We start from the raw sequence: 15,981 nt of genomic DNA on the forward strand, positions 1-15,981 counted from the left end.
GATTTACGGTGCAGCCACCTCCATCATGCTTGTCGCCGTGCGCGCTGCAAATTGCGGACGATACATATCCTCAACCGTTGCTGCCGGATGGGTGTAAAGACCCAGCGTCACCGCACGCACCACATAAGCGAGCGTGATCGGCTTCTTCTCGCCTGCCGAGCGGTCGAAAGCGGCCACAAAACGATCATTGCGGAATTCGAGATGCGCTGCCTGTGTGCTTTCAAGCCATGGGAAATTGCCAAGATCGGCACTGGAAACAAGACCCGGATTGTCGATCTCGAAACCAGCTGGCAGCAGATCCGTCACAAGCAGACGCGACTGCCATTCCTGCAGATCGTCGATTTTCAGAACAACAACATAGCGCTCATTCTGATTGACCCCGGTGACATTGGCCGGCTCGCCATCAAGCGTATAATACGTGCGCTCGATGTTAAAACCTTCTCCACCCGCAGGCAGCGACTGCGCAGGTGGCGCAACTGCGGTCACGACCGCATCAACCGAACCCTGCCCCTTGTTGGTGACGACCAGCGGCTGCGCTTCAAGGCTTGCACCATTGAGACGCTCGGAGAACGCGCCCTCATGCGCTGTGCCATTGATGTCGAGGCTGATTGCGCCATTGTCATCCTGAAGCCCGCGTGCTGCAAGCAGCATCCATGCCTGATCCTGCGTGCTGAGATAACGCGCCTTTTCGCGCTGGAACTCGACCAGCGTAATCAGCGATGGCAGCACTTTTGGCGCAGGCTTGGTTTCAGCAGCCAGGGCGAGCATCGCCGCACCATCGCGCAGCGGCGATCCATAATCGGAACGATTATAGTCATAGCTGGACTGGCTGGTTGCGAGCTGGAGCGACGCATTGAACACGCGTTCCGAACGCGGCTGATCACCATAAAGGGCCAGTGCTGCACCCAGCTGGGCAACCGCCATCGAGCTTGCAAAGTTTTCAAGCTGGGTATCGGCAAAGTAACGCAGATCGCCAACTGAAGCCTTCTTGTTGCGTGCCAGAACATAGAGCGCATAGGCAATGTCGTTGCCGCGTTCCTTGACGTCGGTGGTATAGCCGAGCGCATTTTGCAGATTAGAAAGTGCAGACAGCATCGCCTGCTGCGGCACGTCGTAGCCCTTTTCGCGGGCACGCGTCAGGAAGTCGGTCACATAGGCATCCATCCAGAGATCACCCGACCCCGGCGACCAGAGGCCAAACGAACCGCTCGAAGACTGGTTGTTGAGCACGCGGAAGATGGAATCCTGTACGCGCTTTTTAAGTTCTTCCTGACCTTCCAGACCCGCTGCCGCTTCCGTACCTGCAGCCATTTCGCTCAAATAAAGCAGCGGCAGTGCGCGGCTGGTGGTCTGCTCTGTGCAGCCATAAGGATAGCGGTCGAGCGCCATCAACAAAGCTGGCACATCAAATGCGGCACTTCGCGTTACACCAACGCTGACAAAAGCACCATCAAGCAGGCTTTCAGACAGAAGGCCGCCATCGACTCGCACACTTCCGCCATTGGCCGTGAGATTGACGACATGGCGGCTCGTGACCGGCAGATCGACCGGACGCACCGGCAATGCCAAAGCCTGTTCAACATTGAGGCCTGCATCGTTGGAAAGCCGGATCGTCACACCGCCCGAACCCGTTGCTAACGCATTGAGTGGAACGGTGATCGACTGTCGTTTGCCGCCCTTAAGCGCGATGCTTTCAGGATAAGAGCCAACCTCGACACCGAGATTATCGGTGGTCTCAAGGCTCACACGATAATCGCCGTCCGGTGCATCCGTATTGGCAATATCGAAGCGGATATTGGCCTGATCGCCAGGGGCCATGAAGCGTGGCAGACCAGCGGTGATGACCACAGGATCGCGGATGATGACATCGGTCACCGCATGGCCAACAGCTTTCCTGGTCCATGCAACCGCCATGACGCGCGCGGTGCCGTTGAACTGCGGTATGTCGAAAGTGATAGTTGCCTTGCCATCGCTGTCAAGTTCAACCGGACCGGAGAACAGCGCAACCAGCTTTTCAGTGGGCGGACTGCCTTCCGCTGCCATATTGCCACCATCGCCACCTGTGCGCAGCTTGCCGGTGACGCCGAGCGAACCATCGATCAGGCGACCATACATATCGCGCATCTCAAGGCCCAGCTGACGTTGGCCGAAGAACCAGTTTTCAGGGTTCGGCGGCTGATAGCGTGTCAGATTGAGAATGCCGACATCGACTGCCGCGACCATGACATAGGCCTGCTCGCCACCCGCATTTTCAACCGAAACCGGGATGGAAAGTGTGGAACGCGGCGTGATCTTTTCAGGCGGGGTCAGCTTGACTGCAAGCTGCTTGTCGGCAGGATCGACCTTCAGCCATTTAAGACCAATCGCACGCGCAGGCATACGGCTTTCAATCGCCTCACCCGGTCGGAACAGCGTTGCTGTTACATAGGCGCCCGCACCCCAATCCTCACCTACCGGAATATCGATGGTCGTGCCACCTTCCGGCACGCTTGCGGTGATTGTCTTAAGCAGCTTCTCCGCACCAATGGTGATGAGCAACTCACCGGCAAAACGCGGGGACACTTTCAGCTCTGCCGTATCGCCCGCCACATAATGTTCCTTGTCGAGCGCGATTTCGAGCCCGTCCGGTGTTTCGGTCGAGGTTGAGCTGACAAACCAGCCCGCATCGAATTCATAGCTTGTGGCCGGGCCGGAAGCATCGGCGGTTTCGACTTCGAGACGGTAACGGCCCCAATCGACCGGCAGACTGATTTCAGCCTCACTATCGATTGTAAGGTCAATCTTGCCGTTGGCAATCGCCTTGGTGAAAGTCACTGGTTCGTAGTTCCAGCTGTTGCCACTGCGATACCACTGATAATTACGCTCGATCTTGACCAGCGACCATTGTGCGCCATCAAGCGCCTTGCGATCACCCTTGCTGTCAGAGGCGATCAGGCTGAACTTTGCAGTGCCGCCCTGCGGAACTTCATCGCCAGCAAAATCCGGGCGAATGCCGATCAGATCGGTTTCCGGCGAAATGGCCACATCGATCTTACGCTCAACCGCACGACCGCCAGTTTCGCGCATACGAACGGTCACGGCCGCGTTTACGACGCGCGTCGTTGACGGCATTTCATCGATTGTAACCGGGAAAGTCGCCTTGCCATTGTCATCGACTTTTGACAGGCCATCGAGCGGCAGGCGCGTGGCTTCACCCTGTTCTTCATCGGCGAGGCCGAAATAATAGCCGTTGAAGCGGTCCCACTGACGCTTGGTCGAAAGCGTAACTTCGCCTTCTAGCGCAAGACCAGCGGCAGGCGCACCATAGAGGAAACGACCGTCCACGGTGATATTGGCGGTTTCGCCAACAGCGATTTCCGGCTTGTCAGACGTCAGATCGAACTCGATCCGATCCGGCACGAAATCTTCAACCAGAAACATCTGCGTGGCAATCGCTGGCTGCTTGGGATCGGTATAGACCGAAACATTCCAGGTGCCACGCATGGCGTTCGACGGCAAGGTCAGGTCGATGGCATGACCACCGGCGAGCTTGCTGTCGGAAACAAGACGGCGATCTTCCACGCCATCAGGACGCGTGAAGATGAAGGTGAGCGGCAGATCATCGATTGCGGTTGCGGTGTCGTCGCGCGCGAGCGCACCCACATGCACAACTTCGCCCGCACGATAGATGCCGCGCTCGGTCCATGCATAAAGATCAAGCGCTTTCGGCACGGCACGGCCCGTCACACCACGATCGGAAAGATCGAAACCCGCACGCGCCATATCGAGGAATGTGAAATCCTCGTCATCGTTACTCGCCATCAGCACCGCTGGCACCATGCCGTCTGTGCCGCGTGTCAAACCCGGCGTAAAGTTTGCGCGGCCATCGCGGTCAGTCTCAGCTTCGCCCAGCACTTCATTGTTGCGTGCAAGCAGCGTCAGCTTCACGCCTTTAAGCGGCTCTGCGCTTTCCAGCGAACGGGCAAACACATTGATGCCGTCCTGTCCGGTGTAGGTCGAAAGGCCGATATCGGAAACGACAAACCATTGCGTAGCCTTGGTGCTATATTCGTCATCGGACTTCTGAACCAGTGGCTCGGCGGTCAGCACATAGACGCCGGGCTTGCGTTCCGGCAGGGCCTCATCAACCGGGAAACTGGTCGTTGCTTCCTTGTTCAGTTCATTGCCTGCAACCTCGATCTCACCCTCCCAGACAGGCGCACCCATCTGATCGGAAACCGTGCTGATGTCGTAGCTGTCCAGCTGGCGCAGGAACTGATAGCCGGAGAGAAGCTGGGCCAGCGAACGGTCGCCAACACGGTAGAGCTTAACTTTTGCTGCATCCAGATTAACACTGACCAGCGGTATGCCGCGACGGGCTTTCGCAGGCAGCACGAAGCTGTCGCCGGTAAAGCGTACCGATGGCGCGCGGTCCTGCACATAGATCGAAAGATTGACCGGAGCTGGCAGCACTTCGCCAACCGCCGATGGCAGTCCCTGACGGAATGTCACCGTATAATTGCGGCCATGTTCCAGACCCTCGACGCAAATCTGGCGGTCCTTAGCGTCAACGGCTTTTGGCGCGCCATTATCGAGTGTAACGAAGCTCGAATAATCGACACCGCTTTTCACCAGCTCTTCCGAGAACTGCGCACAGATGCGCGGCGCGGCATTGTCATTATCGACCGTATTATTGACGATGCGGAAGCCTTTGCGGGCCTTCAGATCTTCATAGGCGTCACGAACGGATGCGGAATTGACGAGATCAAGGCTCGCCTCATAGGCCTGCAAGGCCGGACGCGATGCATCGCGCTTTTCCAGCGCCTGCGCCATGACGGCGAGCGCCTGCGCACGATCATCCTTGGTGCGTGAGGTCTGGTAGGCAAACCACGAGGCCGACGTCGCATCGCGCTGGAACTTGGAGCGTTCCTGTCCATTGGAGGGCTCGGTCAAAAGTGCCGAAAGCGCATAGCCAGCCCAGAGCTGGCTTTCATCCGGTGCCATGCTGGCAGCCAGTCGGAATTTTTCCATTGCCGTGCGCGGATCACCATTCAGGCCCGCAGCGCCTGCTTCATTACGCAAATCGCGCAGGCTATCAGAGCTTTCAAGGCTGCTCATTTCGCGCTTGAGACGCCGCGCTTCGTCAACCAGATTGGCAGCAAAAAATGAGATTGCCGGTGGCGCACCAATATCTTCAACGGCAACCGCAGCGGCAGCTTCCTCTGTCACCACCCGCCCGGCAATCGACCCGACAGACGCGTTGAGCTTATTGAAATCAGATTTCAGAAAACACCATTTGACCTTCGGATTATAGGTGAAAGCCAGACAGGCATTATCGCCAAGACAAGTACTTTTGCACTGAGCCAGCGAGACATTCTTTTCGGTCCGCAGATCAAAGCCAAAATAATCGGCGTCCTGCGTGGTCTCGATTTTCCGCGTTTCTGCGGCATGAGCGCTCATTGATGTCGCAAGGCAGAACGCAGTCGTAAAGGCGAGTAAAAGCCGATGAAACCGAACAGACATGAATGTCTCTCTTCTGTAGTTGTCCCTCATCGCGCGCGGTTGTCGTCCACCCGCACGCTCGTAAAATCAGACATTACCAATTTATACGCGAACGCATAGCTGGATTCGTATCTGACACTCAAAAGCAATCTGATACAGGACAAACCCGCTCAAACAAGACTTCTTTGGCAACTATATCTCTCATGGTTTGGGAAGCATCCATTTTTGATGCTTTGTGCAAAGTGCATTAGCAAAGGGGAGCAATTTTCGGGCAACGGCTCTGATCAACGAGACATGAGCTCTTTGAGCTTTGCGCGTATTGGCAACGCCACCTTTTAAAAAAGACGGATTTTGCGCGCGAAGAAAGCTTCGGCATAGGCCTCAGGCGCACGACACTCAATGCCACGCAGCCGCGCTATGCCTTGAAAGGTTTCGGTATCAAACCAATCTTTAGCGCGCTGCGATCCAAAATGCTTGAATAAAAGCTCGATTTTCCGTTTCAAGATATCGGCGGAGAGAGCGCTATAAGCGTTCGGCTGCCCCAGATCGCCATCCCATTTCGGAATTTCATATTCAAGTATCAGCTGATCTCGAAAAAGATTCCACGTCAATTCGCTAATCGTGCGGTGGTCCTGGTGTGCATCATGATTTCGATGCGTAAAAACAATATCCGGCGATTGACGCTGACGCTGCAGCATCAGCCAGCTTTTAATATCTCTGATCTGGCCCGGAAAATAACTGTCCTCAAATGAGGCAAGATTGATTTGAAAGCTGCTTGCGCCTTGCAAAAAATCAAGCGCCGCCAATTCAGCTTCATTATGCCGCTCGACATTTCCAGAGAGAACACACCAATGAATATCGAGCGGAATGCCGGACGAAATCAAATGCAGTATGGTTCCACCACATCCAATCTCGATATCGTCCGAATGCGCACCAAGGCACAATAATTTCAACGGCTTGTTTGGGCTCGCCATTGAAAGAAGATCAATCATAGGGCTAACGCAATATTGGCGGCACGGGGTTCTGCTTTATGTTTTTTCCAAGGCATATCGCCTTTCTCCACCATGTCCTCCAGCGTTTGCCAGTCGCGCAGAGTATCCATAGACCGCCAAAAGCCTTCGTATTTATAGGCCATCAACTGGTTTTCTGCGATCAACCGACTGAATGGTTCGAGCACCAGTTCTTCGCCTTCGCGCATGTAATCAAAAATTTCTTTGCGGAAGAGAAAATAACCACCATTAATCCAGATATCTGACGTGTTTGACGTGCGGAACGCACGCACATTGCCCCCATCAGCGATATCAGCAAGATGGTAGGTGAGTGGGGGCCTTACGGCGAGAAAGCAGGCAATTTTTCCACTCGCACGAAAGCGTTCTGTCATATCATCGAGATCAACATCGCTTAAACCATCGCTATAATTGGCAAGAAAAACTTCTTCATTGGCGACATGCGCGCGCGCACTCCACAATCGTTCGCCGATATTGCGCCAAATGCCCGTATCAAGCAGCGTGACACTCCAGTCACGATCAACTTCCTCCAGAAGCTGCACATTGCGCCCGCCATCCGAAACAACGCAATCCGCAAATGTCTGAGGCCGAATGTTCAGGAAAAAATCCTTAACCACATTGGCCTTGTAGCCGAGACAAAGAATGAAATCATTGTGACCATAATCACTGTAATACTCCATCACATGATGCAGTATTGGCTGATGACCCAATGGTATCATCGGTTTTGGAACATTCTCAGAATATTCCCGGATTCTCGTGCCCAGACCGCCACAAAACAAAACAACTTTCATGACCTATCGCTCCTCTGGCAACAAAGCAGGATCAATCAGAGTGACATGCGGGATGGGGACAATAAATTTGGCACCCCATTCGACGACATGATGCATTTGACGAATGATCTCATCCTTGAAATTCCAGGGCAGAATAAGAATGTAATCCGGCCGATAACTATTGATCGCAGCGACATCATGGATCGGGATGTGCATCCCCGGAGTAAAGCGTCCATGCTTGTAGGGATTTCGATCTACTGTGAACTCAAGAAAATCCGTGCCGATACCACAGTAATTGAGCAGCGTATTGCCCTTTCCAGGCGCACCATAACCGCAAATGCGCTTGCCAGCATTCTTGGCCGAAATGAGAAAAGATAAAAGGTCGCGTTTTGTGCGTCGCGTTTTCTCAGCAAATTGCTCATAGGTCGCAATGTTATTCAGCCCGAAAATTTGCTCGCGCTTGAGAAGGGCAGCAACCCGCGGGCCAGCTTTGCGCTTGCTGCTGTTATGTGCGAGATAAACCCGCAACGAACCGCCATGGGTCGGAAGTTCCTCAACATCAATAACCTTCAGGCGATGACGATGTGCCATGTAACGGATCGTCAGCAGCGAAAAATACGAGAAATGTTCATGGTAAATCGTATCAAACTGGTTCTGCTCAATCAGGTTCGCGAGATGTGGAAACTCCAGCGTTATGACCCCTTCCGGTTTAAGCAAAATTTGCATTCCACGAACAAAGTCGTTGAGATCAGGCACCTGTGCAAGCACATTATTGCCAATAATTAAATCGGCCTTTTGCCCTGTTTCGACCATGTGGGCCGCGAGGCTTGCACCAAAAAAGTCCACCCGCGTCGGAACACCTTTTGCCACTGCGGCCTGTGCAACATTGGCTGCTGGTTCAACCCCGAGAACAGGAATATCTTTGGGTATAAAGTGTTGCAAAAGATAGCCGTCATTGCTCGCAATCTCGACCACGAAACTATTTTTGTTCAAGCTCAGCTTTTCGGTGATTTCCTCGCAATACACGCGCGCATGATCAACCCAGCTGGTCGCATAGGATGAGAAATAAGCATATTCAGTGAATATATCCGCCGGGCTGAAATACTCTTTCAATTGCACTAGAAAACAATGATCGCAGACAAGAGCATAGAGCGGATAATAGGGTTCCATCTGATCGAGACGATCTGCCGGAACGAAGCTTTCGCAGGGCGGGGACATTCCAAGATCAACAAAAGTGTGTTTGAGGAAAGACCCGCACAAGCGACAGCTTGTTTGCTCCTGAGCCATAGCCGTGCTCCGCGATATGTTCGGTGTCTGAATGGTCATACGAAATACCTCGCCCTGATCCGCTGATTGCTGATCTTGATGGACATTCTTCTTGAATACCGATTGAGCCATCAATTTCCGAGACTGCAATGAGGAGCGAGCACTACATCCCATCGGGGGCAACGATCGCCAGACGCATGAGGGATATTCGCCCTGGCTTTTCAACCCAGTTACACCATCGGACAGGCATTCCGCCCTATGAGGAACTTGGCTCATCCATAAGGCTAACCTGGTGCTTCGAAGAGCCCGGTTAACGATGAGCGCCAAACTGTCAGAATATGACTATCGAAACGACAGAGGCGACAAAATGCAGTTCGTTCCGCTTATAATAGACGGAGCTTGGTCGATCCGACCCGAAAGGCTTGAAGACGAGCGTGGCTGGTTTGCTCGCGTTTTCTGTGAAAACCTGTTTGCCGAGCATAAGCTGGAAACGCTTTACCCACAGCATAGCCTTTCCTTTTCGCGTGAAAAGGGAACGCTGAGAGGGCTTCATTATCAGAATGAACCACATTCCGAAACAAAGCTTGTCACATGTCTACAGGGCATCATCTGGGACGTTTTGGTCGATCTGCGACCGCACTCAAAAACCTATATGCGATGGACTGGCATCGAGCTTTCAGCAGAAAACGGCATACAACTTTACATACCGGAAGGCTGCGCCCACGGCTTCCAAACTCTCACAGATAATGTCTTGATGCGTTATATGATATCCAGTCCCTATGTGCCGGAATCCGCCGATGGGTTGCGCTATGATGATCCAGCTTTGGGCATCCCATGGCCAGATAGGCCAACGGTCATTTCCCAGAAAGATCGTGACTGGCCGCTGCTTTCAGCAAGCCCACAGCAAGCAAACGATCCGCAGCATCTGCCATAAGGGCGAACGGCAGTTTCGCTCGTCGGCTCATTTCAAAAATAGAAAAGCTGCCGTCGGCCAAATTCAACACCCATAACACGGCCATAGCATTTTCCGCTGCCTGTTTATCACCACCAACATTTGAGTATAGCCCACGCTTCCCGAGCTGCGGTTCACCTTTTGGAGATGTACTAACTGGCACCCAATTGCGTTCTGCAATATCGATCGCCTGCATGATCATCTGATAGGATTGTTCAAGATATTCTGGTTTTATGAAATCAAGATTATCCGCAGAAGTATGATATTCGGGGAACGTGCCATAAAGACTCCGCTCAAGCATACCGACAGGCAGATTAAAACCCGGAGAACAAAACTGGCGTTCATCATAGCCATAGGGCCAGAAATCGAGCATGGACGCACGCGTCAAATCAGAGCTGTTTAGGACATAATCCATGATTTGATCAATTTCAGCGTCACCCCGGCGACTTCTTTTATAATGTGGTCCGCCACCATCACCAAGACAGGATAAAACCAACCCATAGTGCACGCGATCAAGGCAGCTCTCATTCTGCTGCAACCAAGCAAGCGCACCAAAGGTCGCTGGCCCAAACATGAGCCTATAGGTGAGCCGTGTTTTGCGCTCCTTTAGCGTCTCCCCCACCCGCGCCAACACGGCGAGACCTGAACAATTATCGTTTGCAAGAGAGGGATGGCAAAGATGGGCGGAAAGAATAAACGTCTCGTTCGTTTCGCCTTTTATAACGCACTCACCACGGGTCAAAAAGCCATCCCGACGTTCGGAGTCGATGACAACTTCATAGGTCTCGTCTTTCATGGCCATCAAATCATCATGGGCCATGCAAAAGCCCCATGCTTCCGTATGGTAGCAAGTACGATACGGAATGAGATCTGGCTGCTCAGGCAATGTATGAATGTAGCTCTTAAGCTCGCCGAGCGGCATGTTTGTATGAACCGGAATGCTATAATTGACGACATGTAGATTATTGCTCACAAAATCGACAATTCGCCTCCCGTCGGCGCTTTTGATATAAGCCTCGCGAATGATCCATTCCTGTGGCGCCTTCCAGTCGAAAAGTGTTTCACCGGTTGGAATATGATGCATTTCCAACGGGATATATTCACCAAGGATAGCCAGCGTTTCCCGCACACCTTCACCGCTAACGCTTCGGCAAATTGGGAAAAGGCGGGCAGCCAGATCATAAATACGCTGTCCGACCGTGTCCGGCATTGGCGGATTATTTGGAGCTTCAACTGCCCTTGCGTCCATTATGCTATAACCCGAAGTGGTTGATGATGCTCTGATCGGGCACGCAAATCCGCGTCGAGAATACCATCCGCAATTGATTGGCGGATATGCGCTATGCGCTGGAATCTTGGTCCTTCAAATTCCTCGACTGTGAGGGTTGAACGACCATATGCCGTGAGCAACTCACGAGTCCCTGCAACAGCATCCCATTTTGGCTTTGCATCAGGCAATATGCGTGCGAGCTTTTCAAAGCTCACCCGATAGGAGCGCGTATCCGGCCCTGCATCCTGCGCATATTCAATCCTGCAGTTGGGTACGTTCTCAGCAACAATACCGGCAATCTCGCGAATGCGGTAATTATGCCCGGTTGATCCAACATTAAAAGCTTCATTCCAAACCTTTTCGATGGGCGCTTCCATCGCGACTATGAAGGCTCGCGAAATATCGCGGATATGGACAATCGGACGCCAGGGCGAACCATCAGATTTCAGATAAATAAGCCCCTTTGTCACAGCCCAGGCAACGAGATTATTCAATACAATATCGAAGCGCAGAAATGGCGAAACACCATAGGCAGTTGCTGGTCGTACGTAAGTTGGGCAGAAATGCCTGTCCGCCAAATCTTGTATATCTTTTTCTGCCCGCACCTTGGAACGACCATATGCCGTTACAGGGTTCAAATCACCCGTTTCATCGATGAGATCCCCGTCACTGATACCGTAATTGCTGCAGGACGAGGCGAACAAGAACCGTTGAACACCAGCCTCTTTAGCCGCTTTGGCCATTCTAACGCTTGCGTGGTGATTGATGTCATAAGTCAGTTCTTCGTTCAGATTACCAAGCGGATCGTTGGACAGCGCTGCCAGATGCACAATAGCATCAAACCCCTCAAGATCGTGGGAGGAAACATCCCGTACATCTTTTGAAATAGTCGGCACATCAACAATCGCGCCTCCCTCCTCAAAATGGCAGCTGCGATAGAGACCGACATCATAGCCACAGACGTCATGACCCGCATGCACCATTTCCGAGGCCAAAACCGATCCGATATAACCCTGATGTCCTGTTACCAGCACCTTCATGTCCCGCTCCTCAATTTGAGTTGCCGATATCCTAACCGGAGATCTTTGAAGCGGCGAGTTGAACGATGGTCATGTCTGGTTCGGACAAGTGGTCACTGGAAGCATGAAACGTTGTATAGCCTACTTCTTTTGGATAGCTTTTAGGCTTGGCTCAGTCCCGAGTAATAAAATCCAGTCACTCTGAATGCCCATATCCGGGTTCAGCGGTGGTGTATAAGAAGCATGGTCTTCACTAATTTTTGGTGCTTCAGCCTTGAAAAACCGTCCAGATGCTGGATCAAACCATGAGGCTGAAAAGCCCGCATTGACAGCATCACGATTGAGATCAAATCTATCAGCATTGCCGTACAGAATGATCAGGCTCATATCTTGCTTGGCGGCCGCGTATGTTGAAGTATCGGCAGGAATTCGGTTCTCACGGTCAGGCTGCAATTGCCACCAAGGCAACCGATCAAACAAGCGTCCCAAGATAGTCATAGACCAAGAACCAGGACTATCGAGCGCTTCTTTCCAGGTTCCATCCGCCGTAAATACGCCCGGCCCAGTAAAATGCCAAATCGGGTTATTGCCGTAAAATTGTCCCGCCGCACCGGCTAACACTGCGCCATAGGCATTGCGCCGAATACGTTGCGCTGTGGTTTCTCGTTCAAACTCATATGAACTTTCAAGCAGAATGACAGGCATGCTTGAGTTTTCGCTACGCTCCAGAATTGCAGCATGAACATCATCATAAGTGTAAACTGTATCAAAACTCAGCCAAGTTTGGTCCCCCCAAAGATCGAACGTGTTTGTATCTCGACCCGAATGCACACTGACGAGTGCTTTTGAACCCGCTAATTTCAGACCATTTGCAAGTTGAATAACAAGTTCACGGTCTGGCGCATCGAAGTCGCCGCCAAGCACCCATATGATATTGTCATAGCCCGCAAAGCGACGTGCTATTGCCGCACCATAGCTGCGCATTTGATCCGGCCCGGCAGCTTCAGCTTCCTTAAACCATCCTTGATCACTGCCATTCACACCGAGATAAGCCGGTGTCAAAAAGACAGCTAAGCCCAATGCTTTGGCGCGTTTTACAACCCATTCCGCATGATCAAAATATGCTGGATTCAACTCACCAAATGCTGCGCCTAGAAACGGCTTATCACCATAGAAATTTGCTGGTGGTCTGCTGGAAAATTGATGTTCAATCAGATTAACAAGAAGAGCATTGAAGCCTCGCTTCTTCCTATCCGTGAGATAAAGTTCCGTATCCTCCCGGTTGAGTTCGGCAACCAACGACCACGCGGTATCCCCTTGCAACAGAAAAGGTTTTCCGTTCGAATCTTCAAAAAACTTCTGGCTCTTACTGACATGAATCGGAAATGGATTATCCGCATATGCAGTGCGGCTAGCAAACAGCAGCAGCGTTAAAATTGCGGCGACGAGCAATCCTCTCATCGCACTGTCGATGGATAAGAAGGGGTGTCATTGAAGCGGCGATAGACAACCTGTGATGGCCGCCCCGTCAAATACAAGCCAACGCCATCGTTGAGCGCACGAACATAGATATCCAGCGCGCCATCAATGGCCTCCATGGTACGCTCAATATCCGTATCACTGTGGGTATAACTTACTACCAGCGAAGGCATCAGAATGCCGCGGCGTATTGTTTCCTGAAGAAAGAGCGTCCGAAAAGCTTGTGATGGCTGTCCACTCTCATCCAGCGTCGAATAGGCAAGACAGCACGGTCTACCAACCAGTCGGACATACTCCGCAAGACCATGACTGGTAATCGCGGCATTCACCCCAGCGGCCAGCTTTGTACCTTGCTCGTACAGCCGCTCAATCACCGGCTCGTCGCGATAAATTTTCATGGTTGCAATAGCAGCCGCCATTGCATGGGTTTCTGCGCCATGTGTGGTTGAAAGCAAAAAAACACGCGGATGTTCAGTCTGGGACAGCCCGCCCAACTGCATATATTCAGCCTTTCCTGCGAGCGCTGAAATAGCAAAGCCATTTCCTAAAGCCTTACCAAAACAGGAGAGGTCCGGATCGACGTCATAAAGCTTCTGGGCACCGCGCAGATGCCAGCGAAAGCCTGTTATCATTTCATCGAGGATAAAAAGCGCGCCATTTTCGTGCGCAATACGCTTGGCTTCCTGCAAAAAATTATTGGTGGGCTCATCGGCTTTTGCCGGTTCAAGAATGAGCGCCGCAATCAATCCCGGATGATTGTCAAAAAGCGCTTTCACGCTTTCAATATCATTATAGCGAAAGGTCGCTGTCAATGCCGTAACCGATGCTGGTATTCCGGCGTTCATCTTGGTCGTGCCAATGAACCAGTCATCCGTCGAGAAAAATGGATGATCAGCACAACAAGCGATCATATCGCGGCCCGTATAAGCTCTCGCTAGGCGAACCGCCCCTGATGTCGCATCAGAGCCGTCCTTACAGAACTTAACCATCTCAGCGCCATCGATAAGCTCGAGAAAGCTTTCCGCACACTCAATTTCTATCGCACTCGGCCGCGTGAAGTTACAGCCATCTTGTAGCGCATCGCGCACTGCTTGCAGAACGGGCGGATAGGCATGACCCAAGCCAACTGCCCTGTTACCCATTCCATATTCAATGTAGCGATTTCCATCGACATCCACGACATGGCAACCAGAACCGCGTTGAATGAAACCAGGCGCAAGGAGCGGATACTGATCATCGCCCTTTGCATAGGTATGACAGCCACCTGGAATGAGCGCATGGGCTTTACTGTTAAGCAATTGCGAGTTGCGGAACTGTGATGTGAAAAGGTTCATTCCCTTCTCCTTGCGCAATAGAGCTCTGACTACACTCAGACTGCCGGCCAAGCTATATGAACGCGTTCACGCATCTGCCTCAACCAGTTCTTGACTGGCTTGGGCAGTCGACTGCGTAGGCTTGAATGCAAAGATTTTGGCATCATCCACTCGGACAATGGCAGTGGGGGAGCCAAGGCTGGTTTATCTTGTTGCAGATTTTGTAAAAGTGCCGCGTAAGCTTTGCCAACTTGAGCAGCGTCGAAGGCAACTTCAACTTTCTTCGCCGCAGCGTTCGCCATTTTAAGGCGCAACGCCTTGTTTTGGGCAAAGGTATCGATATGAGCGGCGGCCCGTCGCACATCACCGACAGGAAAGAGAAACCCATCTTCACCCTCTGTGACAATCAGGTCAGTGACACCCGCGATACGCGAAACAACGGCAGGACAACCTTGGCTCATCGCCTCTATCAATGTGAGACCAAACCCCTCGAAACGAGAAGGCATCACGAGAAGATCATGTTGGCTCACCAGTGACGACACGTCGGACGGAGCCACATATCCTTTAAAACTAACCTTTTCGCCCATATGACCAAAACGCTGACGCAGTTCAGAAAGATCAGGACCATCACCAGCAACAGTCAGATGGTAATCGCACTTTAATTGACGCAGAATATCAGGAAGCCAGAACACGCCTTTCGCATTGTCTTCGATACGGCCAAGATAAAGCAGTCGCAGTGGCTTATCAAAATCGACGTGACGTGCAGCATATTGAAACTGAAGTTCTCTGCTTAGACCATGAGGGATGACCAGCGTGCGCTCGGCATCAAATCCATATTGTTTGACGAGGTCGTCGCGGCACCGTTTTGACACACCAACTGTCGCGTGAACATGATCACGAATTGTGCGAGCGGCGGCATAGGTTCCGGGTGTAATGTTGTGAACGATCATCACACGCAAAATATCGGCAGGCAGATAACGCATAAGATTGGCTTCAAAGCGGCTCGACAACACGTTTACGAAGACCGCCTCGACATGGTTTTCGCGTAGAAATCCTATCATCTTCCGTGCACGCGTTTCTTCGTCGAGCACCCCCATCGGATCAATTGCATCACCTTTGTGCGCCGCATCGCCAAGACCCTGCGCGACCGGAATCCGAACGGTATCGCACGCAGCACCAGCCGCCAACCAACGCATTTCAATGCCACACCGCTTGAGTTCTGCGCTGAGCGTTGAAAATACCGAATAGGTTCCACCGATATGCGGACGAACGAAATAGGCGCATTTCATGGCTATCATCCTGTTACCCGGGAACTCAGACTTCGAGGGCATAACCTCCCTCGAAGCCTCATTCCGGTATATCGGGGGGCATTTGATATACCGCCTACCAATCTATCGGAAACATCGAACAACGCATTTTGGCTA

At 52.2% G+C, this 15,981-nt stretch carries 10 protein-coding genes; 1 reads left to right on the forward strand and 9 read right to left on the reverse strand.

Annotated elements, in window-relative coordinates:
• Positions 1-3: 3 nt before the first annotated feature.
• From U2P60_RS01485 to U2P60_RS01500, 4 genes are all read right to left on the reverse strand, one after another.
• Positions 4-5,502: an alpha-2-macroglobulin family protein gene (locus tag U2P60_RS01485; protein WP_413570946.1), complete on the reverse strand. Its 5,499-nt coding sequence runs from the start codon at positions 5,500-5,502 to the stop codon at positions 4-6.
• 314 nt (positions 5,503-5,816) lie between these two features.
• Positions 5,817-6,473 carry a PIG-L deacetylase family protein gene (locus U2P60_RS01490; RefSeq protein ID WP_413570947.1) on the reverse strand — a complete coding sequence of 219 codons (657 nt, stop codon included), beginning with the start codon at positions 6,471-6,473 and terminating at the stop codon, positions 5,817-5,819.
• Positions 6,470-7,279 (reverse strand): sugar phosphate nucleotidyltransferase, encoded by an 810-nt coding sequence (locus U2P60_RS01495; RefSeq protein ID WP_413570948.1) that lies wholly within the window; start codon positions 7,277-7,279, stop codon positions 6,470-6,472. Before U2P60_RS01495 ends, U2P60_RS01490 begins: the two co-directional genes overlap by 4 nt.
• A 3-nt stretch (positions 7,280-7,282) precedes the next feature.
• Complete coding sequence (locus U2P60_RS01500; RefSeq protein ID WP_413570949.1) at positions 7,283-8,584, reverse strand: class I SAM-dependent methyltransferase; 1,302 nt, start codon at positions 8,582-8,584, stop codon at positions 7,283-7,285.
• Positions 8,585-8,891: 307 nt separating this feature from the next.
• On the opposite strand from U2P60_RS01500, the gene rfbC reads away from it, so the two are divergent.
• Positions 8,892-9,458, forward strand: coding sequence for a dTDP-4-dehydrorhamnose 3,5-epimerase (gene rfbC, locus U2P60_RS01505; protein ID WP_413571959.1), 567 nt, complete (start codon positions 8,892-8,894; stop codon positions 9,456-9,458).
• On the opposite strand, the gene U2P60_RS01510 is transcribed toward rfbC, so the two are convergent.
• The 5 genes from U2P60_RS01510 to U2P60_RS01530 all read right to left on the reverse strand — a co-directional run bounded on the left by U2P60_RS01510 (position 9,379) and on the right by U2P60_RS01530 (position 15,846).
• Entirely contained in the window at positions 9,379-10,725 is a 1,347-nt protein-coding gene (locus tag U2P60_RS01510) for a DUF4910 domain-containing protein (protein WP_413570951.1), read from the reverse strand. The genes rfbC and U2P60_RS01510 overlap by 80 nt on opposite strands.
• Complete coding sequence (locus U2P60_RS01515) at positions 10,725-11,786, reverse strand: NAD-dependent epimerase/dehydratase family protein (RefSeq protein ID WP_413570952.1); 1,062 nt, start codon at positions 11,784-11,786, stop codon at positions 10,725-10,727. The genes U2P60_RS01510 and U2P60_RS01515 overlap by 1 nt, the downstream gene beginning before the upstream one ends.
• A 120-nt stretch (positions 11,787-11,906) precedes the next feature.
• Complete coding sequence (locus U2P60_RS01520; RefSeq protein ID WP_413570953.1) at positions 11,907-13,226, reverse strand: DUF4038 domain-containing protein; 1,320 nt, start codon at positions 13,224-13,226, stop codon at positions 11,907-11,909.
• A complete protein-coding gene (locus U2P60_RS01525) occupies positions 13,223-14,578 on the reverse strand; it encodes a glutamate-1-semialdehyde 2,1-aminomutase (protein ID WP_413570954.1) in 1,356 nt (451 codons plus the stop codon). Before U2P60_RS01525 ends, U2P60_RS01520 begins: the two co-directional genes overlap by 4 nt.
• A gap of 35 nt (positions 14,579-14,613) precedes the next feature.
• Positions 14,614-15,846, reverse strand: coding sequence for a glycosyltransferase family 4 protein (locus tag U2P60_RS01530; protein WP_413570955.1), 1,233 nt, complete (start codon positions 15,844-15,846; stop codon positions 14,614-14,616).
• Positions 15,847-15,981 lie beyond the last annotated feature (135 nt).

The sequence above is a fragment of the Brucella sp. H1_1004 genome, from assembly GCF_047308065.1.
GTDB classification, from domain to species: Bacteria; Pseudomonadota; Alphaproteobacteria; order Rhizobiales; family Rhizobiaceae; genus Brucella; species Brucella pseudogrignonensis_B.

What these genes read in the sequence shown, in the direction of transcription:
- U2P60_RS01510 (WP_413570951.1), bottom strand. Translation starts at nt 10,725, where the DNA reads ATGGACGCAAGGGCAGTTGAAGCTCCAAATAATCCGCCAATGCCGGAC.
- U2P60_RS01485 (WP_413570946.1), bottom strand. Translation starts at nt 5,502, where the DNA reads ATGTCTGTTCGGTTTCATCGGCTTTTACTCGCCTTTACGACTGCGTTC.
- U2P60_RS01500 (WP_413570949.1), bottom strand. Translation starts at nt 8,584, where the DNA reads ATGACCATTCAGACACCGAACATATCGCGGAGCACGGCTATGGCTCAG.
- rfbC (WP_413571959.1), top strand. Translation starts at nt 8,892, where the DNA reads ATGCAGTTCGTTCCGCTTATAATAGACGGAGCTTGGTCGATCCGACCC.
- U2P60_RS01515 (WP_413570952.1), bottom strand. Translation starts at nt 11,786, where the DNA reads ATGAAGGTGCTGGTAACAGGACATCAGGGTTATATCGGATCGGTTTTG.
- U2P60_RS01490 (WP_413570947.1), bottom strand. Translation starts at nt 6,473, where the DNA reads ATGATTGATCTTCTTTCAATGGCGAGCCCAAACAAGCCGTTGAAATTA.
- U2P60_RS01495 (WP_413570948.1), bottom strand. Translation starts at nt 7,279, where the DNA reads ATGAAAGTTGTTTTGTTTTGTGGCGGTCTGGGCACGAGAATCCGGGAA.
- U2P60_RS01530 (WP_413570955.1), bottom strand. Translation starts at nt 15,846, where the DNA reads ATGAAATGCGCCTATTTCGTTCGTCCGCATATCGGTGGAACCTATTCG.
- U2P60_RS01520 (WP_413570953.1), bottom strand. Translation starts at nt 13,226, where the DNA reads ATGAGAGGATTGCTCGTCGCCGCAATTTTAACGCTGCTGCTGTTTGCT.
- U2P60_RS01525 (WP_413570954.1), bottom strand. Translation starts at nt 14,578, where the DNA reads ATGAACCTTTTCACATCACAGTTCCGCAACTCGCAATTGCTTAACAGT.